A 22,085-nucleotide genomic window follows, 5' to 3' on the forward strand; every position below is an offset into this window, starting at 1 on the left:
TCACTTGCCCGGCGTCAGATAGGACCGGTCGGTCTGGCCCAGGATGAACTCGGCGATCTCGCGCACATAGTCGCTGTCGAACTCCTCGCCCATGCGGCGGGCGCGATCCTGAAAGGTCCCCTCGCCCTGGGCGAGCATCTGAAAGGCGGCGCGCAGCTGGGTGATGTCGGAGCGGGCCACGCCGCGCCGTTTCAGCCCGATCAGGTTCAGCCCGTCCAGCTCGCCCCGCGGTGCCTGCACCAGACCATAGGGAATGACGTCATTGGGCACCATGGTCAGCGCGCCGATGATGGCGCCACGCCCGACCCGGACCCATTGATGCAGGCCCGAGATGCCGCCGATGATGACGTCATCCTCGACAATGCAATGGCCCGCGGCGCCGGCATGGTTGACCATGATCACCCGGTTACCCAGCTGGCAATCATGCGCCACATGGCAGCCCGCCATCAACAAGCAGTCGTCCCCGATCCGGGTGACGCCGCCACCCCCGGCGGTACCGGCGTTCACGGTCACATGTTCGCGAATGCGGTTACGGGCGCCGATCACGACGCTGGTTTCCTCGCCGCCGAATTTCTTGTCCTGCGGGATCTCGCCGATCACCGCAAAGCTGAAGATCACCGTATCCTCGCCCACGGTGGTGTCACCGGTGACGACCACATGGCTCTTCAACTCGACCCGGTCGCCCAGAACCACCTTTGGCCCCACGATGCAGAACGGACCGATCACGCAATCGGCGCCGATCTGCGCGCCCTCTTCGATGATGGCGCTGGGATGGATCTGGCTCATGTGCTTTTCTCTCCGGTCAGGTCCACATAGGCCGAGAATTCGGCCTGTGCCGCCACCTCGCCGTCCACAGTGGCGGTGCCACGGAACTTGAAGATCTTGCCGCCCATCTTGCCGCGCAGGGTCTCAACATGCATTTTCATCACATCGCCCGGCACCACTTTGCGGCGGAATTTGCAGTTGTCGATATTCATGAAGTAAATCAACAACTCGCTGTCGACGATATCCATGCCGACCCCCAGCATCACACCGGCGGTCTGGGCCATCGCCTCGACAATGGTTACACCGGGCATGATCGGAGTGCCTGGGAAATGGCCCTGGAAATGCGGCTCGTTCATGGTGACGTTCTTGATCCCAACGGCCGAACTGTAACCGTCGATCTCGACAACCTTGTCCACCAGCAGAAACGGATAGCGGTGCGGCAGGATCCGCTGGATCAGCTGGATATCGGCGCTCTTGGTCTCGGTGGTCATGCTGCACTGTTCCTGTTCTTGTCGGTCTTGATCCGGGATTAGCAAGACTGGCCGCAATCGGCAAGCAAGCGCAAACAGGCGCTAATCCCGACGCAGGGCGCTGCCGTCGCCGATGGCCGCGTCGATGCGGCTGATCGCGATGGCGGTGATATCGGTGGTGTCGAGGCTGAGGAATACTGTCGAGCGCTCCAGGATCACGCTGGCGCCGGTGTCGCGCATCAGCGCCGCAAGGATCGGCCGGGCCAGTTCGACAAATGTGGCGCGGGCCTCTTCGCCGCGCGCCTCCAGCGCCTGCCGCTTGGCGGTCTGGTTCTCGCGATGGGCCTGCACCTTGACGTCAAAGGCTTCGGCCAGCACCCGGAACGCCTGCGGCTCCAGCTCGGTCCGGCGCTGGGTCAACTCCTGCTCCTCGCGGCTCAACTCGGCCACGATCCGCTCGTTCTCGGCCGCCAGCAGCGCGCCTTCGGCCTCGATCTCGTCGATGATGCGGCGGCCATAGGCGGATTTCACGAACAGGATCTCGCCCGAGATGGTCAGCACCTCGTGGCGCGGCAGGCCCAACTGTTGCGCGGAGGCATCCAAAGGCAGCGCCATAAACAGCAGCAGGGCCCCCAAGAGGCCCCGCATTACCTGCCCTGTGTGCCAAGGCCGCATGCCGTGATCAGAACCGCGCCTGAATGGTCAGGTCGAAGGACTGTTCCTTGTCAAAGGTCTCTTTCTTGAGCGCCTTGGAGAAGTTGAAGCGCAGCGGGCCAAAGGCCGTGGTCCAGAGCAGCGAGAAGCCGATCACGTGACGGAACGAGCCGTCGGCGCCGACGATCGTGCCACCGGCGGTATTGACGTCGCTCAGATCCCAGACGTTGCCAACGTCGTAGAACACGCCGCCGCGCAGACCCAGTTCCTCGGGCAGGCCCAGCGGGAATTCCGCCTCGAACCGGGCCACCGCATAATAGTTGCCGCCAATCGCGTCATCGACCCCGTTGGACAGGTCGCGCGGGCCGACACCGGCGGGCTCAAACCCGCGGAAGGTGTTCGGGCCGATCACGAAACGGTCGACCGCACGGCTGAACCCGCTGCCCTGCCAGCTGAACGCACCCAGATCGAGCGAGGCCCGCAGCGTGATCTCTTCGTGCCAGACACGGGTCTGGGCGATCGCCTTGGCCGAGGTCTTGATATATTCGTTGTCGCCGCCCAGACCGGCCGCATCGACGCCGACCTCGAACAACACGCCCGCATTGGGGTTCAGACCACCGATCCGGCTGTCATAGGTATAGGTCAGCCCCAACGCGCTGGACGATTTTTTGCCCTGCGCGATTTCGCTGGCGATCACCGCGCCGCTGACCGTGGTCGCGGTCCGCTGCACCATCTCGCTGGCCTCCCAGCGATAGCGCAGTTGCAGGGTCGACAACTCGCCCAGGCGGAAGGTCAGGCCGGGAGCAAAGAAGGCCCGCTCGGTGTCATAGCTGGCAAAGCTAGAATTGGTGTTCGCCACGCCGAGGTCGATGTCAAAGCGCAGGTCGCGCCCCAGCAATTGCGGCTCGGTGAACGAGAGCACATATTGCTCGGCATCCTGCGCGGTCGACAGGGTCAGGCCCAGCCGCTGGCCGCGACCCAGCCAGTTGTCCTCGGTCAGGCCGATGGCCACACCGAAACCGTCCGAGACCGAGTAACTGCCGCCAAAGCTGAGCGAGCCGGTCGGCTTTTCCTCGACATCCACATCGACGATAACCTGCGCCGGGGTCGATCCCTCGCGGGTTTCCACGTTGGCATCGGCAAAGAAGCCCAGCGCGCGGATGCGCTCGGCGCTTTCGCGAATCTCGCGCGGGTTGAACGGGTCGCCTTCGACGGTGCGGAACTGGCGGCGGATCACCTGATCCAGCGTGGTGGTGTTACCCTCGATGTCGATCCGTTCGACAAAGATGCGCGGTCCCTTGACCAGTGCAAATTCGATATCCAGCGTCAGATCGCGGTCGTTGCGCTTGATCCGAGGTTCGACCCGCAGGAAATCGACCCCGTTCTTGAGGCCCAGACGCTCCATCCGGGCGATCGAATTCTCGACAAGGCTGGGCGAATAGATCACGCCCGGCTTGATCTTGAGCACGTCCTGATAGGCCGGTGCCTCGACACCGGGGATCTCGCTGACGGTGGTGATCTTGCCGAACGAGAACTGCTGCCCCTCGGTCACATCCATGATCAGGAAGAAGGCGTCGCGTTCGCGGGTGAATTCCACATTGGCGCTGTTGACGCGGAAATCGACATAGCCGCGAGACAGGTAGAAATCGCGCAGCACCTGTTTGTCGAATTCGATCCGGTCGGCGATGAAGGTGTCAGAACGGATAAAGGTGCGCAGCAATCCGGCCTGCTTGGTCTCAAGAATCCGGCGCAGACGGCGATCGGAAAAGGCGCGGTTGCCGACAAAGCTGACGCGCTCGATCTCGATCGTGTCGCCTTCGGATATCTCAAACACCAGATCGACGCGGTTGTCGCTGCGGCGGATGATGCGCGGCACCACGGTGGCGGCGACGCGGCCCTGGGTCGAATAGATCTCGGCGATGGTGGCGGCGTCGCGCTCGGCCTGTTCGGGGGTAAAGACGCGGCGCGACTGCGACCCGATGGCGCCTTCGAGCGTCTCATCCTTGACCCGGCGGTTGCCCTCGAAATTGATCCGGTTGATGGTCGGATGCTCGACCACCTTCACCACCAGCGTGTTGCCCTGCGGAATCAACTCGACTGTTTCGAAAACGCCACTGTCAAGCAAACGCTGATAGGCATCGTTGAGCGCCCCGGCCGAGATCGTCTTGCCCCGTTCGATTCCCATCCGGGCGACGATGGTCGAGGTCTCGATACGCTGGTTTCCGTCGACCTGAACCGTATTGAACCGGTAATCCTGCGCCTGCGCGTCCTGCGGCAGGGCGGCGAAGGTCATTGCTGTGGCAAGGAAAATTGCCGAGACGGAATTCAACAACATATGGCGGCTGGAATTGCCGTCGCCGCAGTATGTACCTGCGCCTCTCCCGTTATGCATCTCGTTTTCAACCCAGTTTTCAGCAGACTTTCGTCTGTCAGTACCGGGATTGGCCGGGGTTGTCAAAAGCCCAAAACGAAAGACGCGGCCTTGGCGGCCGCGTCTTGAACTCGAAGTCAGGAGTGCGCGTCAGAGGCTACCCAGAAACGCCCCCAGAAACAGCGCCGCCGCGATTGCGCCGACAAACAGGATACGGTCCCAGTTGAGCTGCATCACCAGGCCAAGACCACGATACGATTGTTGCAAGACATGCATCTTTCACGCTCCTGCGGATTTCCAAAGTCCCGCTCAGGTTAGCCCCTGAATGTGGCGAGACTTGGGCGCATTCACGCTTTGTTGAGAATTGCCGTCTCGTCAGCAGAACAGATCGTTACTGAGCGAGAACAGCATCAGCGACAGGATGAGGGTGATCCCCAGCGCCATCAGCACCCGCAGCACATTGTCGCTGGGCGGTTTGCCGGCCACCGCCTCGTAGGCATAGAACACCAGATGGCCACCATCCAGCGCCGGGATCGGGAACAGGTTAAGCAGCCCCACCGCCGTCGACAGTACCGCGATGAAAGCGATGAAGCTTTGCGCGCCCTGGCTGGCCACCGCGCCCGAGGCCTGGGCGATGCCCACCGGACCCGAGATGTTGCAGGTGGAAATCTGCCCCGCGATCATGTGCCAGAGCCCCGAGAGCGAGGAGTAGACGATATCGCCGGTACGGCTGACCCCGGTGGCCAGCGCCGCCAGCGGGCCGGGCGTTTCGGTCGCCGGGTCAAAGGCCTGACCGCTGGCCACACCGATCCGCCAGTTGGTCTCGTACCCACCTTCGGGCGTGGGGCTGTCGGTGCGGCGTGGCACCAGCAGCAGCTGGAGCATCTCGCCCTCGCGCCAGACATCCAGCAGCAGCGGCTTGCCGTCCGACCCCTCGACGATGTCCTTGAGTTGACGGAAGGCCACGATCGCTTCGCCGTCGATGGCCCGGATCACGTCGCCCGAGCGCAGCCCGGCATCCTGCGCGGCGCTGCGCGGCACCACAGAACCGACCAGCGCCGGGAAGAACTGCGGTCCGGTCGCCGTAACCTCTGCCCCGTCGCGCATCACGGAGTATTCAAGCTGCGCCGCCAGCGGCAGCGCGCCTTCGAAATCGCGCCAGGCGGCGCCTTCCTCGGCATCGGTGGCGAAATCCGATCCCGGCAGCGGCACGCCGCCCACCGACAGGATGGTATCGCCGGGGCGCAGGCTGGTCTCGACACCGGGCAGATCGCGGATCTCGGCCACGGTCAGCGGTTCGACCGGGGCGCCGCGGGTCATGAAAATGACCGCGAACACCAGGATCGACATCACGAAATTGAACAGCGGTCCCGCCGCCACGGTCGCCGCCCGCGCCCAAAGCGGCGCGCCATGCATGGTGCGGCGCAGGTCACCGGGATTGCGGCGATAGATCTCGGCCATGCTCTCGCCATCCTTGCCCGAAGCGGCATTGGCATCGCCCAGAAACTTGACGTAACCACCAAAAGGCAGCAGCGCAATCTGCCAGCGGGTGCCGCGCCGGTCCACGCGGCTCCACAACACCGGCCCGAACCCGATCGAAAACACCTCGGCATGGATGCCGGACCAGCGCCCGACGATGTAATGGCCATATTCATGCACCGCGACGATGACCGACAAGGCCACCACGAAGGCCGCGATGGTATAGAGAAGGCTGCCGAATTGCGGGATCAGTCCAATAACGTCCAAAATCTTACCCTGCTCGTTTTGCCAATGCGGCGTCGACCCTTTGACGCGCCAGATGGTCTGTTTGGGTCACAGTATCAAGGGTCATTGGGGCATCAATGAGGCCGGGATCGGACTCAAACCGGTCCAGAACGACCTCGACCAGATGCGCCATGTCCAGAAAGCCGATGCGCCCGGCGATGAAATGATCAAGCGCGCGTTCCTTGGCAGCGTTGAACACCGCGCCCGACAGCCCACCCCGCGCCATCACCCTCCGCGCCAGCCGCAGGGCGGGATAGCGGGCATCGTCCGGGGCGCGGAAATTGAGTTGCCCCAGCGCCGCAAGATCAAGCCGCGCCACCGGCAGGTCGCGCCTTTCGGGCCAGTGCAGCGCATAGCCGATGGCATGCCGCATGTCGGGCGCGCCCAGATGCGCCATCAGCGCACCATCGCGAAAGCCAACCAGCGCATGCACCATGGATTCGGGATGTACGATGACCTCGATCCGTTCCGGGTCGATCCCGAAAAACTCCCGGGTTTCAATGACCTCCAACGCCTTGTTGAACATGGATGCGCTATCGATGGTGATGCGCTGACCCATGTCCCAGTTGGGGTGCTGGGCGGCTTCCTGGGCAGTGGCCCCGGCCAGCCGTTCCAGCGGCCAGTCGCGGAAGGCCCCGCCCGAGGCGGTGATGACGATCCGTTCGACCGCCGCCATGTCCTCGCCCACCAGCGCCTGGAACACCGCTGAATGCTCGCTGTCCACCGGCAGCAGCCGGGCGCCATGGCGGCGCGCGGTTTCCAGCACCAGAGACCCCGCGCAAACCAGCGTTTCCTTGTTGGCCAGCGCCAGCGTGGCGCCCTGTTCCAGAGCCGCCAGACCGGGCGCCAGCCCCGCCGCGCCGACAATGGCCGACATCACCCAATCCGCCGGGCGCGCACCCGCCTCGATCAGGGCCGCCGGACCCGCCGCCGCCTCGACCCCGCTACCGGCGAGCGCCGCGCGCAAGTCGTGCAGGCGCTCGGGAAAGGCAGTCACCGCCACATCGGCACGCAGCCGTCGGGCATCCTCGGCCAGTCGCGCGATATTGGCGCCACCACTCAGCGCCACCACATCATAAGCGTCGGGATCGCGGGCGATCAGGTCGATGGTGTTCTGCCCGATGGAACCGGTGGCCCCGAAGATCGAGACCCTGCGCGCAGACACCGCCTGCATCACAGGCCCCCAAGCGCGCGCAGCAGCCCGGCCAGCAGGACAAACACCGCCGCCCCCATCATCCCGTCAAACCGGTCGAGAAAGCCGCCATGGCCGGGGATCAGGTTGGAGCTGTCCTTGACCCCCATCTTCCGTTTCAGCGCGCTTTCAGCGATATCACCCGCCTGGCTGGCCATCGAGGCCAGCACCGACAGCACCAGCAGGCCGGCGCCCAGCCCCGCATAGATCGCGAAGCCACCGCCAATCAGCGCGGCAGCGGCCCAGCCGCCCGCGGTCCCCGACCAGGTCTTTTTCGGGCTGACGCGCGGCCAGAACTTGGGCCCGCCGATCATCTTGCCCACGAAGTACCCCGCCACGTCGGTGGCAACCACCACCAGCACCAGCCACAGCATCCAGTCGAGGCCCATGACCTCGCGGATCCAGATGAAGCCAAGCCCGGCAAAGGCGATCCAGAGAGCGAAGACCGCGTAAAGCCCCTTGCATCGGGTCACCTGCCCGGCGCCCACCAGCGCCGGTGCCACCAGAACCGGCAGCCGGTAAAGCGGCGGAAGGTGATAGGCCAGCAGCACCGCAAATCCGGTCAGCAGCGCCATCTGCACCGCCGCCCCACCCCGTTCGGGCGCGATCATCCGCATCAGTTCCCAGACCATCAGGCCGGTCACCACAGCGATGAAACTTTCGAACCACAGACCGCCCAGCCACAGCTCGACCCCGGCCACGGCGGCCAGCACCACGGCGGACCCCACCCGGGCGGTCAGGTCGGACCAGCGCCCCTCGCTCATGCCTTGACCGCGCCGAACCTGCGGTCGCGGCTCCCATAGCTTTGGCAGAGCCGGGCCAGCTCCTCGGCGGTAAAATCGGGCCAGAGCGTGTCGATGAATTCGTATTCGGAATAGGCCGACTGCCAGAGCAGGAAGTTCGATATCCGGGCCTCGCCGCTGGTGCGGATCACCAGGTCGGGATCGGGCAGCACGCGGGTATCGAGGTAGCGCGGCAGCGTCTCCTCGTCCACATCCTCGGGTTTCAGCCGCCCCTCGGCCACATCGCGGGCCAGACGGCGGGTGGCGCGGGCCACCTCGTCACGGCCACCATAGTTGAGCGCGATGGTCAGGTGCACGCTGTCATTCTCGCGGGTCTGCTCTTCGAGCGTGTCCATCAGCGCGATCAGCTTGGCATCCAGCCGCACCCGGTCGCCGATGAAGCGCACGCGTACCCCGCGCGCATGCAGCGCCCGGGTCTCCTTGGCGATGTAGCGACGAAAGAGGCTCATCAGCCCGGCCACCTCGACCTGGGTCCGTTTCCAGTTCTCGGTCGAAAAGGCGAATATAGTCAGATACTTGATACCCAGCTCGGGGCAGGCCTCGACCACCTCGCGCACGCGGCGGGCGCCGGCATGGTGGCCGAACAGGCGCGGACGGCCCCGTGCCTGGGCCCAGCGGCCATTGCCGTCCATGATGATGGCGACGTGACGCGGGCCGGGGCCGTGCGCGGGAGCGGGGTCATGGGCCATCTGGTGCGGCTCAGACCTGCATGATTTCGGCTTGCTTGGTCTCAAGCGCGCCGTCGACCGCCTTGATCATCTTGTCGGTCAGGTCCTGCACCTCGGCCTCCCAGAACTTCTGATCGTCCTCGGACATGCCGTCGGCCTTGGCCTTCTTGATCTGGTCCATGCCGTCGCGACGCACGTTGCGGATGGCGACGCGGGCATGTTCGGCATATTGGCCGGCGACCTTGGTCAGCTCGCGGCGGCGCTCTTCGTTCAGCTCGGGGATCGGCAGCATGATGATGGTACCGTTGAGCTGCGGGTTGATGCCCAGCCCGCTTTCGCGGATCGCCTTCTCGACCTTGCCCACCATCGACTTGTCCCAGACATTGATGGTGACCATGCGCGGCTCGGGCACGTTGACGGTACCGATCTGGTTGATCGGGGTCATCTGGCCATAGGCCTCGACCTGGATCGGCTCGAGCATCGAGCCCGAGGCGCGACCGGTGCGCAGCGAGGCGAATTCGGTCTTGAGGTTGGCCATGGCGCCATCCATGCGGCGCTTGAGATCGTCGGTGTCGAGTTCGAAATCGTCAGACATGCTGCTCTCTCCTCTGCTTGAGGTCCTGTTTCTTGGGTCTTAAGCCATCCAGATTGGGTTGTATAGCAATCTTGGCCCGCCCCCTTTGGCCAGACGCCCGACCGCTGTGGTCAGCCCTGCACCTTGGTATAGGTGCCCTCGCCCGCCAGGATGCCACGGAAACCGCCCGGCTCGTCCAGTGAAAAGACGATCAGCGGCAGGTTGTTGTCGCGCGCCAGCGCGATGGCCGAGGCATCCATCACCTTGAGCCGCTTGGCCAGCACCTCGTCATAGCTGATCTCGTCATAACGCTCTGCGTCATCATGCAGCGCGGGGTCCTTGTCATAAACCCCGTCGACTCCATTCTTGCCCATGAAGATCGCCTCGCAGGCCATTTCATTGGCGCGCAGGGTGGCGGCGGTGTCGGTGGTGAAATAGGGGTTGCCGGTGCCGGCGGCAAAGATGCAGACCCGCTTTTTCTCGAGGTGGCGCACGGCGCGGCGGCGGATATAGGGTTCGGCCACTTCGTCCATCCGAATGGCCGAGATCACCCGGGTAAATACGCCCAGCCCTTCGAGCGCGGCCTGCATTCCCAGCGCGTTCATTACCGTGGCGAGCATCCCCATATAGTCGGCGGTTGTGCGCTCCATACCCTGGGCGGCGCCGCTGAGGCCGCGAAAGATGTTGCCGCCGCCGATCACCATGCAGATCTCGACCCCCATGTCATGCACGGTTTTGACCTCTTCGGCGATCCGCTTGACGGTGGGCGGGTGCAGGCCGAATCCCTGATCCCCCATCAGCGCCTCGCCCGAGATCTTCAGCATCACGCGCTTGTACCTGGTTTGCGAGGGATCGGACGGGGTTTCGGGGGATGTGGACGAGGTCATGTTGCGCTCCGCTTTGGCACCGGTCTATTTTCCGGCGCAAAATGGAGGAAAACCCCGATGGGTTCAATGCGGCATGGCCCCTGTCGGGCAAATGAGATGAACCGGGGCGCGCGACCATGGCTGTAGGCCCCGCCCTGCCCCCGATCCCCGAGGGCGTACCGGTGCTGATCGCGGGGCCGACCGCCTCGGGCAAATCGGCGCTGGCGCTGGAGATTGCCGAGCGGTTCGGGGGTGTTATCGTCAACGCCGATGCCAGCCAGGTCTATAACTGCTGGCGCGCGATCAGCGCGCGGCCCTCGCCAGAGGAGGAGGCACGCGCGCCGCATCGCCTCTATGGGCATCTGCCCTATGATGCGCCCTATTCCGCCGGGCACTGGCTGCGCGAGGTGACACCGCTGCTGGACGGCCCGGACCGGCCGATCATCGTGGGCGGTACCGGGCTCTACTTTACCGCGCTGACCGAGGGTATGGCCGAGATCCCCGCCACCCCGCCCGATATCCGGGCCGAAGCGGACGCGCTACCCCTCGATACGCTGCTTGCGGGGATCGACCCGGCCACCGCCGCCGGGCTCGACCAGCTGAACCGGGCGCGCGTTCAGCGTGCCTGGGAGGTCGAGCGCGCCACCGGGCGTGCGCTGCACCTGTGGCAGGCGGACACGCCGCCGCCACTCTTGCCACTGGCGCGCGCGGTGCCATTGGTGCTTGAGGTGGACAAGTTCTGGCTTTGGCACCGGATCGCGCGCCGGTTCGACCAGATGCTGGACGAGGGCGCGTTGCAGGAGGTGGCCGCAATGGCCGACCGATACGACCCGGCCCTGCCCGCCTTCAAGGCCATCGGCGTGCCCGAGCTGATGGCGCATCTGCGCGGCGAGATCACGCTGGACGCGGCGCGCGAACGTGCCAGCATCGCCACGCGCCAATATGCCAAGCGGCAACGCAGCTGGTTCCGCGCCCGCATGGGCGACTGGCATGCCCTATCTGTCGGCGGCTAAGCGGTTGGCATGGGCCACAAAGGCGTGCAGGATCGCGGATCATGGCCCATGACCTTACCGAGATCGCGGATATCCGCCTGTCGACGCTGGCGCAGCTGATGCCACTAGGGCGCTGGCAGCTGGAGCTTGCACATGACCGGGGCCACCACCTGCTGTTGTGGGTGACGCGGGGCCAGGGGACCGGGCTGCTGGACGGCGGGCGGATCGGGTTCGGCGCTCACAACGCGCTGTTTGTCCCGGCCCGGCACCTGATGGCGCTCGATCCGGGCCGCGGCTGTCTGGGGCAGGCGCTGCTGATCCCGGCGACCAGCGCGATCTCCCTGCCGACGCGGCCGCTGCTGTTGCGCATCCGCGCGGCGGCGGAGCAGACCGAACTGACCGGCCTGCTCGACGCGCTTTCGCGCGAGCAGACCGGCACCCGCCCGCTGCGCGACACCGCGATCGAAAGCTGGGCGCAATTGACAGCGGTCTGGTTACGCCGCCACGCCGGACAAGATGAGCTGCGCCACCCCGGCGACCGCGCCCGCGACCTGACCCGCCGCTACGGCGCCCGGCTGACCGAGGCCTTTGACAGCGGCGCCACGGTGGCCGATCACGCCGCCGCGCTGTCAGTCTCGCCCGAACACCTGACCCGCCTGTGCAAGACCGCGACCGGGCTGGGGGCCGCCGAGGTGTTGCACCAGCGACTGGACCATGCCGCGCGCGCGCATCTGTGCGGCGGCAGCGCCGCGGTCGGTGACATCGCCCGGCATCTGGGATTCGCCAGTGCCGCGGTGTTCTCCCGATTTGTCAGTCGCCGTTCCGGCCTGTCCCCCCGCGCGCTGCGCGGAAGGATTGCGACGAAATAGACACCTCTGTCCATTTTAGCTGAACATATGAAGGATTTCGACGCGCGAATGTCGCTTTTTGACCAGGTTGTGACGAAACCAATCATTGACGCAGGCCGGAATCTATTGCGGAATGGGCGCATGGGGACGCCAGAATTCCATCGGACGGGAACAGACCCGCAGCAGCGCAGCCGGCGCCACACGGGCCGCAGACCGACCGCTAACTGAAAAAGTCACAGGGAGACTTTCATGACCACACACGAAACCCGCCAGCAGCCGGTACACTGGGCTGCCGAAATGCATGCGCAGGAGTTCCGCGACGGCAAGCTGAGCCGCCGTGAGTTCCTGACCCGCGCCACCGGTCTGGGTGTCAGCGCCGCCGCGGCCTATGGGCTGATCGGTCTGACCGCGCCGACCCCTGCTGTCGCCTCCGAAGCCAAGCAGGGCGGTACCCTGCGCGTGCAGATGAGCGTGCGCGAACTGAAGGATCCGCGGACCTATGACTGGTCCGAACTGGGCAACGAGACCCGTGGCACCATGGAATATCTGGTCGAGTACAACTCGGACGGGACCTTCCGCGGCATCCTGCTGGAAAGCTGGGAAATCAACGACGACGCCACCGTCTATACCCTGAACGTCCGCAAGGGCGTCACCTGGAACAACGGCGAAGACTTCACCGCCGATGACGTGGCCCGCAACATCGCCCGCTGGTGCGACAAGAGCTCGGAAACCAACTCGATGGCGGGCCGTTTCGCCAGCCTGATCGACGCCGACAGCGGCCAGGCGATCGACGGCGCGATCGAAGTGGTCGACAGCCACACCGTGCGCCTGAACCTGCCCAATTCGGACATCTCGCTGATCGCGGGCATGTCGGACTATCCGGCAGCCATCGTGCACAGCTCGTTCAGCGAAAGCGACCTGACCAACAATGTGGGCACCGGCCCCTATGTGATCGAAGAGCTGGAAGTGGGCGTGAAATGCACCCTGGTGCGTAACGAGAACCACAACTGGTGGGGTGAGGCCGTGTTCGGCCGTCCGGCACTCGACCGGATCGAGTATATCGACTATGGCACCGACCCGTCGGCCTGGCTGTCGGCTCTGGAATCGGACGAAGTCGACATGCTGCACGAATCCGTCGGTGAATTCATCGACGTGATGGATGGGCTGGGCTATGCCAAGTCCGAAGTGGTGACCATGAGCACGATCGTCGTGCGTCCGAACCAGCTGGCCGAGATCGACGGCGTGAAACCCTATGCCGACAAGCGCGTGCGTCAGGCCATCTCGATGGCCGTGGACAACGCCATCTGTCTGGAACTGGGCTATGGCGGGCGCGGCGCACCGGCTGAAAACCACCATGTCGGCCCGAGCCACCCGGAATATGCCGCCCTGCCCGCGCGCAAGCACGATCCCGCCGCGGCCAAGGCCCTGATGGAAGAAGCCGGGATGATGGATTTCGAGCACGAGATCGTCTCCATCGACGACGACTGGCGCCGCAACACCACCGACGCCGTGGCAGCCCAGCTGCGCGACGCGGGCTTCAAGGTGAAGCGGACGGTTCTGCCCGGCTCGACCTTCTGGAACGACTGGACCAAGTATCCGTTCAGCTCGACCAACTGGAACCACCGTCCTCTGGGCGTGCAGATCTGGGCTCTGGCCTATCGTTCGGGCGAGGCCTGGAACGAGTTCGGCTGGGCCAACCCCGATTTCGACGCCATCCTGGCCGAGGCGCTGGCACTGGCCGATGCCGACAAGCGGCGCGAGGTGGTGGCCAGGGGCGAGGCCCTGATCCAGGAGGAAGGCGTGACCATCCAGCCCTATTGGCGCGCGCTGTACCGCCACATGAAAGAGGGTCTGGTGGGCACCGACATGCACATCGCCTTTGAACACCACCACTACAAGTGGGGCTGGGCGGCCTAATCGGCCACCACCCGATATCGACCGGAGCGCGCCTTTCGGCGCGCTCCTCCAGCCGCAGCACCGCCCCGCCCTCTTCCGGGGTCCAGACGCCGAAACCAAGGGCGCGACCGCTGCGGACCAGCCTGATCAACAGGGGCTAACATGGGACTTTTCATTCTCCGTCGGTTCGGGGTGATGCTGCTGACGGCATTGTGCCTGACCTTCGTGGTCTTCTTCCTCACGAACCTCTACCCGAACCTCGAAAAACTGGCGAAAACGCAGGGCAACCAGCGGATGAGCGACGAGCAGGTGCAGACCTGGCTCGACAACCGAGGCTATAGCGAACCGCTGCTGACCAAGTACGGCCGCTGGCTGGGCGTGGTGCCGGGCTTTACCAAGACTCTCAATGACGGCCAGTTCGTCGGAACCTGCGTGCGGCCCGGACTGACCCCGGAAGAGACGCCGCGGTTCTGCGGTATCGTCCAGGGCGATTGGGGGTATTCGACCCGATTCAAGGCCGATGTGGACGAGATCATCTGGAAACGGTTGGGCAACACGCTGTACCTGATGATGTGGGTGATGATCCTGATGGTGCCCTCGGCGCTGCTGGTGGGCGTGCTGGCGGGCATGCGCGAAGGATCGCGAACGGACCGTTCGCTGTCGACCTTCTCGATCCTCAGCACCGCGACACCTGAATATGTCTCGGGCGTGATCTTCATCGCGGTCTTCACCTCTTCGACCGTCGGGTTGAAATGGTTCAAGGGCACCGCGACCCAGGCGATGGAAAATCCCACTTTCGAGAATTTCTTTCTGCCGGTGCTGACCATCGCGCTTTACGGGATGGGCTATATCGCCCGGATGACCCGCGCCTCGATGACCGAGGTGATGACGGCGCAATATATCCGCACCGCGCGGCTCAAGGGCGTGTCCTTCCCCAATATCGTGATCAAGCACGCGCTGAGAAACGCGCTGATCGCGCCGTTCACGGTGATCATGCTGCAATTTCCCTGGCTGTTGAACGGTGTGGTCATCGTCGAGAGCCTGTTCAACTACAAGGGCTTCGGCTGGGTTCTGGTCGAAGCGGCGGGCAATAATGACATCCAGCTCTTGCTGGCGGTATCGGTGGTTTCGGTCTTCGTGGTTCTGATCACGCAGCTGATCTCGGATATCGGCTATGTCTACCTCAACCCGCGCATCCGCATTTCGTAAGGGAGGAACGGGACATGGAACCTCTCGGTACATTCGAAATCATCATCCGCGTGCTGTACCAGCTGTCATCGGTCTGGATCGCACTCTTGCTGCTCTTTGCCCTGTCGATCGCGTTCAAGCGGCGGCTGGGCCTCTATGGCAAGCTGTTTGACAGCCCCATCGGCATGATCGGCTTTGGCCTGGTGATGTTCTGGGTCTTTGTCGGCATCTTCGGCGCCCTGGACATGATCATCACCCATGATCCGCTGAGCCAGGTCTCGGGCATGAAGAACAAGGTGCCCGGCACACCGCTGGCGGGTGCCGAGGAAGGCGAATACGCCTGGTATCTGCTGGGCGGCGACAACCTGGCACGCGACGTGTTCAGCCGGGTGATCAAGGGCGCCTGGATCGTGGTGCAGATCGCACCGCTGGCGACGCTGTTCGCCTTCATGGTCGGCATCACGCTGGGCCTGCCGGCGGGATATTATGGCGGTCGGCTGGACACGTTCCTGTCCTTCCTCGCCAACCTGATCCTGGCCTTTCCGGTCATCCTGCTGTTCTACCTGCTGGTCACACCCGAGATCGTGGCAACCGGCCTGCCCACCATGATGGCCATCGTGCTGTTCATGTTCCCGATCATCTTTCTGGGCGTGCTGCTGAACTCGCGCTATCGCACCCAGCCCGCGTTCCGCACGCCGCTGCTGATCGGGGTGCTGGGCTTTGCGCTGTGGCTCTATCTGGCACTGATCTCGGAGAACGGCTATCTGGTGCGCAGCATTCCGGGCCTGCCCTCGGTGCTCGACCCGTTCGACATTCCGGGCGGCATCCTGGTGGTCTTTGTCTCGGTGGTCTTCGTCAACTCGCCCACGGTGTTCCGTATCGTGCGGGGCCTGGCGATGGACATCAAGACACGCGACTATGTCGCCGCTGCCCAGACCCGCGGCGAAGGCCCCTGGTACATCATGCTGTGGGAGATCCTGCCCAATGCGCGCGGGCCGCTGATCGTCGATTTCTGTCTGCGCATCGGCTATACCACCATCCTTTTGGGCACGCTGGGCTTCTTTGGCCTGGGTCTGCCGCCGGAAAGCCCGGACTGGGGCAGCACGATCAACGAAGGGCGCAAGCTGTTGTCGATCTACCTGCACCCGGCCCTGCCGCCCGCGCTGGCGCTGCTGTCGCTGGTTCTGGGTCTGAACCTCTTGGCGGACGGGTTGCGCGAAGAAAGCCTGAAGGACTGACGTGATCAAAGCCGGGGGGCCAGCCCCCCGGACCCCCCGGGATATTTGGAGCAAGAGGAAGAAGGCTTTCTTTCCGCTCCGACAGGGAGACAAGAACATGAGCAAGATGGCGGAATATGACGGGCCGATCCTGGAGATCGACAAGCTGTCGATTTCCTTTTTCACCCGGCTGCGGGAAATTCCCGCGGTGATGGATTTCTCGGTCAGCGTGCAGCCCGGCGAGGCTGTAGGGCTGGTGGGCGAGTCCGGCTGCGGCAAATCCACCGTGGCGCTGGGGGTGATGCAGGACCTGGGCAAGAACGGCCGCATCGTCGGCGGCACCATCAAGTTCAAGGGCCGCGATCTGGCGCAGATGAGCGCCGACGAGCTGCGCAACATTCGCGGCAACGAGATCGCGATGATCTATCAGGAGCCGATGGCCAGCCTCAACCCGGCAATGAAGATCGGCAGGCAGCTGATGGAAGTGCCGATGATCCACGAAGGCGTCTCAGCCGAAGAGGCGCGCAAACGCGCACTGGAAGTGGTGACGGATGTGCGCCTGCCTGACCCCGAGCGGATGCTCAACAGCTATCCGCACCAGCTGTCGGGCGGCCAGCAGCAGCGCATCGTGATCGCCATGGCGCTGATGTCGAAACCGGCGCTGCTGATCCTGGACGAGCCCACCACCGCGCTTGATGTGACGGTCGAGGCCGCCGTGGTCGAGCTGGTCAAGGATCTGGGCAAGAAATACGGCACCTCGATGCTGTTCATCAGCCACAACCTGGGCCTGGTGCTGGAAACCTGCGACCGGCTTTGCGTGATGTATTCCGGCGAGGCGGTCGAGCGCGGCTCGATCAAGGATGTGTTCGACGAGATGCAGCACCCCTATACCCAGGCGCTGTTCCGTTCGATCCCGCTGCCCGGCGCCGACAAGAACAGCCGTCCGCTGGTGGCCATTCCCGGCAACTTCCCCCTGCCCCACGAGCGCCCGCCCGGCTGTAACTTCGGGCCGCGCTGTGACTATTTCGAAGCCGGGCGCTGTGACGCGCAGGATATTCTGATGGAGGCGGTGCCGGGCAATGACCGCCACCACACCCGCTGCCTGAAATTCCGCGAAATCGACTGGAACGCACCGATCACGCTCGCCGCGCAAAAGGAAAAGGGCGAGATCGGCGAGGTCGTGCTGAAGATGGACAACCTCAAGAAGTATTACGAGGTGGCCGCGAATGCCCTGTTCGGCGGCGGTGAAAAGAAGGTGGTGAAGGCCAACGAGACCCTGTCATTCGAGGCCCGCGAATCCGAGACGCTGGCCATCGTCGGCGAAAGCGGCTGCGGCAAGTCCACCTTTGCCAAGGTATTGATGGGGCTGGAAACCGCCACCGACGGGCAAATCCTGCTCGATAATCGCAACATCGAACAGATCCCGATCGAGGCACGCGATACCAAGACCGTCTCGGACGTGCAGATGGTGTTCCAGAACCCGTTCGACACGCTCAACCCCTCGATGAGCGTAGGCCGCCAGATCATCCGCGCGCTGGAGATCTTTGGCATCGGCAAGAACGATGGCGAGCGGCAACAGCGGATGCTGGAACTGCTCGATCTGGTGAAACTGCCGCGCGCCTTTGCCGAGCGGATGCCGCGGCAGCTGTCGGGCGGCCAGAAACAGCGCGTCGGCATCGCCCGCGCCTTTGCCGGCGGCGCCCGCATCGTGGTGGCGGACGAGCCGGTCTCGGCGCTGGACGTGTCGGTGCAGGCGGCGGTGACCGACCTGCTTATGGAGATCCAGCGCGAGCAGAAGACGACGCTGCTGTTCATCAGTCACGACCTGTCGATCGTGCGCTATCTCAGCGACCGGGTGATGGTAATGTATCTGGGCCATGTGGTCGAGCTGGGCACCACCGACCAGGTGTTCAGCCCGCCCTATCACCCCTATACCGAGGCACTGCTGAGCGCGGTGCCGATCGCCGATACCTCGGTGGTGAAGGAGCATATCGTGCTCGAAGGCGACATCCCCTCGGCGATGAACCCGCCGCCGGGATGCCCGTTCCAGACCCGCTGCCGCTGGAAATCCGAAGTGCCGGGCGGCCTGTGCGACAAGGACGTGCCACCGGTGCGCCAACTGGGCGACGGCCATCAGGTGAAATGCCACCTGAGCGACGAGGTGCTGGCCAGAATGGGCCCCGTGATCAAGATCGCGGCAGAATAGGCAGAAACATGAAACCCGCAGCCTTTGGACTGCGGGTTTTCTCGAATAACGGGGCTGTGACGGCGCGCTTTGCGAGTGAGCGGCTCAGCTGCCCCAGATCACCTTGACGTAGTTCTTGGTCTCTTCATAGGGCGGCACGTCGCCGTATTTCTCGACCGCTTCGGGACCGGCGTTATAGGCTGCCAGCGCCAGGCGCCAGGATTTGAACTTGCGGTATTGGCGCGACAGATAGCGGGCACCGCCGTCGAGATTCTCATACGGATCGCCCGGATCAACCCCCAATGCGCGGGCGGTGCCCGGCATCAGCTGGGCCAGCCCCAGCGCGCCCTTGTGCGATTTGGCATGCGGGTTCCAGCCGCTTTCCTGCTGCACCAGTCGCAGAAACAGATCCTCGGGGATATTGTGGCGCCGGGCCGCGTCGCGGGCCATTTGCAGGTATTCGCCCTTGTACTTGCCGGTATAGCGCCGGGTCGGCGTGGTCTGGGCGGTGGGCGGTTGCAGGCGGGTCGAGCTTTCGTACTGGCTGGCGCCCCTGGTATCGAGCAGCCGGGCTTGTTTCTGAAACAGGTCGCGCCGGTTCTTGGTCGAGAACATGTCCGCACCCGCAGGCATGGCCGAGACGGCAACCGCCGCCGCGATGAAACCGGAAAAGAGCCTGCGCATTGGTATGAACCTGTCCGTAACCCCTCGCGCGGGACTATAGCCGGTTTGACGGCGAAGAAAACCCTGCCTGCGCGGACGGGTTGAACCGGCAAAACCTTGCTAGCGGTTTCCCTCTGCCTGCGCGCGCGTGTAGGGTCTGTCGGGACGGGTCGGCAAGATTCGGGCCGATCACAATACAAGACGTAACAAGAACAGGAGACGGGGAACCCATGGCTGGCTCGGTCAACAAAGTCATTCTGGTGGGAAATCTGGGCCGCGACCCCGAGGTGCGGACATTTCAGAACGGGGGCAAGGTGTGCAACCTGCGCATCGCCACTTCTGAAACCTGGAAGGATCGCAATACGGGCGAGCGGCGCGAACGGACCGAATGGCATTCGGTCGCCATCTTCAACGAAGGTCTGGTCCGCGTCGCCGAACAATATCTGCGCAAGGGATCCAAGGTCTATCTGGAGGGCCAGTTGCAAACGCGCAAATGGCAGGACCAGTCCGGCCAGGACCGCTACTCCACCGAGGTGGTGTTGCAGGGCTTCGGCGCGACGCTGGTGATGCTCGATGGGCGCAGCGAAGGCGGAAGCGGCGGCGGCGGTTACGGCGGCGGTCAGGGCGGCGGTTACGGCGGCGGCTATGACAGCGGGCCGGCGGGTGACCCCTATGGCGGCCCCTCGGGCGGCGGCAATCAGGGCGGCGGGCGTGGTCCGGCCTCGGGCGGCATCGACGACGACGAGATCCCGTTCTAGACCCGGAGGCATATCATGACATGGTCCTTCACCATCGGCCGTCTCTTTGGCTCGGAACTGAAGGTCCATGTCACCTTCTTTCTGCTCATCGCCTGGATCGGCATCTCGGCCTATCAGATGGGCGGCTGGCCCAGCGCGGTGGAAAACACCGGTTTTGTGCTGGCGCTGTTTGCCTGTGTGGTGGCGCATGAATATGGTCACGCCCTGACCGCGCGCCGCTATGGCATCCGCACCCCCGATATCACCTTGCTGCCCATCGGCGGGCTGGCCCGGCTGGACAAGATGCCCGAGAAGCCGGGGCAAGAAATCGTGGTGGCGCTGGCCGGTCCGGCGGTTAATGTTGCGATCTGGGCCGCCCTCACCCTTGTGGGTGTCGATACCAGGTTCGAAACGCTGACCGCCATCGACAGTGCCGAGCCCGATTTCCTGGGCCGGTTGGCGATGGTCAACCTGTTCCTGGCGGTGTTCAACCTGATCCCGGCCTTTCCGATGGATGGCGGGCGCGTCCTGCGTGCCGCGCTCAGCCTGACAATGGACCGGGTGCGCGCCACCCGCATCGCCGCCGCCGCCGGGCAGCTGGTGGCGCTGCTCTTTGGCTTTGCCGGGCTCAGCGGCGGCAACCCGGTACTGGTGCTGATCGCGGTCTTTGTCTTTATCGCCGCCAATGCCGAGGCGCAGGATGTCGCCATGCGCGCGGTAACCCGCCGCCTGCTGGCGCGCGACGCGATGATCACCCGCTTCGAGACGCTGGGCCCCGCCGATACGCTGGCCACCGCCGCGCAGGCGGTGCTGCATACCACCCAGCATGAATTTCCGGTGCTGGATGGGGACGGGCGTCTTTTGGGATTTGTGACACGGGCACGGCTGTTCGCGGCGCTGGCCTCGGATCATCCACGTTCGGATTCGGCGGAAACCGTGATGGAGCGTGACATCCCGCAGGTGCCGCTCGCCAGCGGGTTGGAGACGGTGCTGGACGCGCTTTATCAGGGGGCGCCGGCGGTCGCAGTCACCACGACTGATGGGCGGATGCTGGGTTATGTCACCCGCGAGAACGTGGGCGAGCTGATGGTGATACAGGGGCGATAATCGCCCCCTTTTCAGTAGCTTGCCAGCGCATCCTCAAGCACGGACAGCACCGCCGCGCGCGGGACGTCCGAGGTGACGAAGGCCTGTCCGATGCCGCGCGCCAGGATAAAGCGCAACTGGCCATCCACCACCTTCTTGTCCTGTGCCATCAGGTCGACCAACGCCGCTGCACCCGGCAGATCGCCGGGGATATCGGACAGATCGGTCTTCATCCCCATCGCCTTGAGATGCGCGCGCACCCGGCTTGGGTCCTCTTGCGAGCAGAGACCCAGCCGCGCCGAGAGTTCGAACGCCAGCGCACACCCGATCGCCACGCCCTCGCCATGCAGCAGCCGGTCGGAATAGCCGGTCGCCGCCTCAAGCGCGTGACAGAAGGTATGACCGAGGTTCAACAGCGCCCGGTCGCCCTGTTCGGTCTCGTCGCGGGCGACGATATCGGCCTTCATCTGAACCGAGCGGGTCACCGCCTCGACCCGGGCGGCCATGTCACCAGCGGCCAGCGCCGGTCCCTGCCCTTCGAGCCAGTCAAAGAACGCCGCATCGCCCAGCAGCCCGTATTTCACCACCTCGCCATAGCCGGCAAGGAAATCGCGGGCCGTCAGTGTGCCCAGCACCGAAGTATCGGCCAGCACCAGCGAGGGCTGGTGAAAGGCGCCGATCAGGTTCTTGCCGTGGGAGGCATTGATACCGGTCTTGCCGCCCACCGAACTGTCCACCTGCGCCAAAAGCGAGGTCGGGATCTGCACGAACCGCACGCCCCGGCGCAGAATGGCGGCAGCAAAGCCCGCCAGATCGCCGATCACGCCACCGCCAAAGGCCACAACGATATCGTTGCGCTCGACCTTCTCGGCCAACAGCCAGTCGACCGCGCGTTCCAGATGCGGCCAGCTTTTGGTGGCCTCGCCCGGCGGCAGCGCCAGCGCCTGCATCGTGATCCCGCCGGCGGCCAGACCTTCGCGCAGCGCCTCCAGATGCAGGCTTGCCACCGTCTCGTCGGTCAGCACGCAGACCCGGCGCCGTTTCAGCAGAGGCGCAATGCGCGCGCCTGCCTCGGCCATCAGGCCCGGTCCGATTTCCACATCATAGCTGCGCGCCCCCAGCGCGACATGCACCGTGTTCATCATG

General features: G+C 64.5%; 21 protein-coding genes. 8 read left to right on the forward strand and 13 right to left on the reverse strand.

Annotated elements, in window-relative coordinates; genetic code table 11:
* From lpxA to pyrH, 11 genes are all read right to left on the reverse strand, one after another.
* Positions 1 to 786 (reverse strand): acyl-ACP--UDP-N-acetylglucosamine O-acyltransferase, encoded by a 786-nt coding sequence (gene lpxA / locus AC2FLM_RS17700; RefSeq protein WP_234145051.1) that lies wholly within the window; start codon positions 784 to 786, stop codon positions 1 to 3.
* Positions 783 to 1,256 carry a 3-hydroxyacyl-ACP dehydratase FabZ gene (gene fabZ / locus AC2FLM_RS17705; RefSeq protein ID WP_234136461.1) on the reverse strand — a complete coding sequence of 158 codons (474 nt, stop codon included), beginning with the start codon at positions 1,254 to 1,256 and terminating at the stop codon, positions 783 to 785. Before fabZ ends, lpxA begins: the two co-directional genes overlap by 4 nt.
* Positions 1,257 to 1,337: 81 nt before the next feature.
* Positions 1,338 to 1,883, reverse strand: a complete 546-nt coding sequence (locus AC2FLM_RS17710; protein ID WP_234145050.1) for an OmpH family outer membrane protein — start codon at positions 1,881 to 1,883, stop codon at positions 1,338 to 1,340.
* Positions 1,884 to 1,917: 34 nt separating this feature from the next.
* Positions 1,918 to 4,281 carry an outer membrane protein assembly factor BamA gene (gene bamA, locus AC2FLM_RS17715; protein ID WP_496859325.1) on the reverse strand — a complete coding sequence of 788 codons (2,364 nt, stop codon included), beginning with the start codon at positions 4,279 to 4,281 and terminating at the stop codon, positions 1,918 to 1,920.
* 129 nt (positions 4,282 to 4,410) lie between these two features.
* On the reverse strand, positions 4,411 to 4,536 hold the full coding sequence (locus tag AC2FLM_RS17720; RefSeq protein WP_275671903.1) for a hypothetical protein: 126 nt from the start codon (positions 4,534 to 4,536) through the stop codon (positions 4,411 to 4,413).
* Between the two features lie 99 nt (positions 4,537 to 4,635).
* On the reverse strand, positions 4,636 to 6,006 hold the full coding sequence (gene rseP, locus AC2FLM_RS17725) for an RIP metalloprotease RseP (RefSeq protein WP_496859326.1): 1,371 nt from the start codon (positions 6,004 to 6,006) through the stop codon (positions 4,636 to 4,638).
* Between the two features lie 4 nt (positions 6,007 to 6,010).
* The gene (dxr, locus tag AC2FLM_RS17730) at positions 6,011 to 7,198 is read right to left on the reverse strand and encodes a 1-deoxy-D-xylulose-5-phosphate reductoisomerase (protein WP_496859327.1); all 1,188 of its coding nucleotides are present in this window, start codon (positions 7,196 to 7,198) and stop codon (positions 6,011 to 6,013) included.
* Positions 7,198 to 7,980: a phosphatidate cytidylyltransferase gene (locus AC2FLM_RS17735; protein ID WP_496859328.1), complete on the reverse strand. Its 783-nt coding sequence runs from the start codon at positions 7,978 to 7,980 to the stop codon at positions 7,198 to 7,200. Before AC2FLM_RS17735 ends, dxr begins: the two co-directional genes overlap by 1 nt.
* Positions 7,977 to 8,708 (reverse strand): undecaprenyl pyrophosphate synthase, encoded by a 732-nt coding sequence (uppS, locus tag AC2FLM_RS17740; RefSeq protein WP_496859329.1) that lies wholly within the window; start codon positions 8,706 to 8,708, stop codon positions 7,977 to 7,979. Before uppS ends, AC2FLM_RS17735 begins: the two co-directional genes overlap by 4 nt.
* Before the next feature lie 10 nt (positions 8,709 to 8,718).
* Complete coding sequence (gene frr / locus AC2FLM_RS17745; RefSeq protein ID WP_234166344.1) at positions 8,719 to 9,282, reverse strand: ribosome recycling factor; 564 nt, start codon at positions 9,280 to 9,282, stop codon at positions 8,719 to 8,721.
* Between the two features lie 110 nt (positions 9,283 to 9,392).
* Positions 9,393 to 10,148, reverse strand: a complete 756-nt coding sequence (gene pyrH / locus AC2FLM_RS17750; protein WP_234145045.1) for a UMP kinase — start codon at positions 10,146 to 10,148, stop codon at positions 9,393 to 9,395.
* Positions 10,149 to 10,264: 116 nt separating this feature from the next.
* Here pyrH and miaA point away from each other — a divergent pair, with 116 nt between their 5' ends.
* The 6 genes from miaA to AC2FLM_RS17780 all read left to right on the forward strand — a co-directional run bounded on the left by miaA (position 10,265) and on the right by AC2FLM_RS17780 (position 18,474).
* Complete coding sequence (gene miaA / locus AC2FLM_RS17755; protein ID WP_496859330.1) at positions 10,265 to 11,140, forward strand: tRNA (adenosine(37)-N6)-dimethylallyltransferase MiaA; 876 nt, start codon at positions 10,265 to 10,267, stop codon at positions 11,138 to 11,140.
* A 41-nt stretch (positions 11,141 to 11,181) separates the two neighbouring features.
* On the forward strand, positions 11,182 to 11,988 hold the full coding sequence (locus AC2FLM_RS17760; protein ID WP_496859331.1) for a helix-turn-helix transcriptional regulator: 807 nt from the start codon (positions 11,182 to 11,184) through the stop codon (positions 11,986 to 11,988).
* A 228-nt stretch (positions 11,989 to 12,216) separates the two neighbouring features.
* On the forward strand, positions 12,217 to 13,884 hold the full coding sequence (locus AC2FLM_RS17765; protein WP_496859332.1) for an ABC transporter substrate-binding protein: 1,668 nt from the start codon (positions 12,217 to 12,219) through the stop codon (positions 13,882 to 13,884).
* A gap of 141 nt (positions 13,885 to 14,025) precedes the next feature.
* Positions 14,026 to 15,072, forward strand: coding sequence for an ABC transporter permease (locus tag AC2FLM_RS17770; RefSeq protein WP_234145041.1), 1,047 nt, complete (start codon positions 14,026 to 14,028; stop codon positions 15,070 to 15,072).
* A 14-nt stretch (positions 15,073 to 15,086) separates the two neighbouring features.
* A complete protein-coding gene (locus tag AC2FLM_RS17775) occupies positions 15,087 to 16,289 on the forward strand; it encodes an ABC transporter permease (RefSeq protein ID WP_496859333.1) in 1,203 nt (400 codons plus the stop codon).
* 97 nt (positions 16,290 to 16,386) lie between these two features.
* Positions 16,387 to 18,474, forward strand: coding sequence for a dipeptide ABC transporter ATP-binding protein (locus AC2FLM_RS17780; protein WP_496859334.1), 2,088 nt, complete (start codon positions 16,387 to 16,389; stop codon positions 18,472 to 18,474).
* A gap of 84 nt (positions 18,475 to 18,558) precedes the next feature.
* On the opposite strand, the gene AC2FLM_RS17785 is transcribed toward AC2FLM_RS17780, so the two are convergent.
* Positions 18,559 to 19,137, reverse strand: coding sequence for a lytic transglycosylase domain-containing protein (locus tag AC2FLM_RS17785; protein ID WP_234145038.1), 579 nt, complete (start codon positions 19,135 to 19,137; stop codon positions 18,559 to 18,561).
* A gap of 209 nt (positions 19,138 to 19,346) precedes the next feature.
* Between AC2FLM_RS17785 and ssb the strand changes: the two genes are divergently transcribed.
* Together ssb and AC2FLM_RS17795 are read left to right on the forward strand one after the other, a co-directional pair.
* Positions 19,347 to 19,874 (forward strand): single-stranded DNA-binding protein, encoded by a 528-nt coding sequence (gene ssb / locus AC2FLM_RS17790; RefSeq protein ID WP_234145037.1) that lies wholly within the window; start codon positions 19,347 to 19,349, stop codon positions 19,872 to 19,874.
* A 15-nt stretch (positions 19,875 to 19,889) separates the two neighbouring features.
* The gene (locus AC2FLM_RS17795) at positions 19,890 to 20,960 is read left to right on the forward strand and encodes a site-2 protease family protein (RefSeq protein ID WP_496859335.1); all 1,071 of its coding nucleotides are present in this window, start codon (positions 19,890 to 19,892) and stop codon (positions 20,958 to 20,960) included.
* An 11-nt stretch (positions 20,961 to 20,971) separates the two neighbouring features.
* On the opposite strand, the gene aroB is transcribed toward AC2FLM_RS17795, so the two are convergent.
* On the reverse strand, positions 20,972 to 22,084 hold the full coding sequence (aroB, locus tag AC2FLM_RS17800) for a 3-dehydroquinate synthase (RefSeq protein WP_496859336.1): 1,113 nt from the start codon (positions 22,082 to 22,084) through the stop codon (positions 20,972 to 20,974).
* Position 22,085 lies beyond the last annotated feature (1 nt).

The organism is Ruegeria sp. SAZD011 (assembly GCF_059612545.1).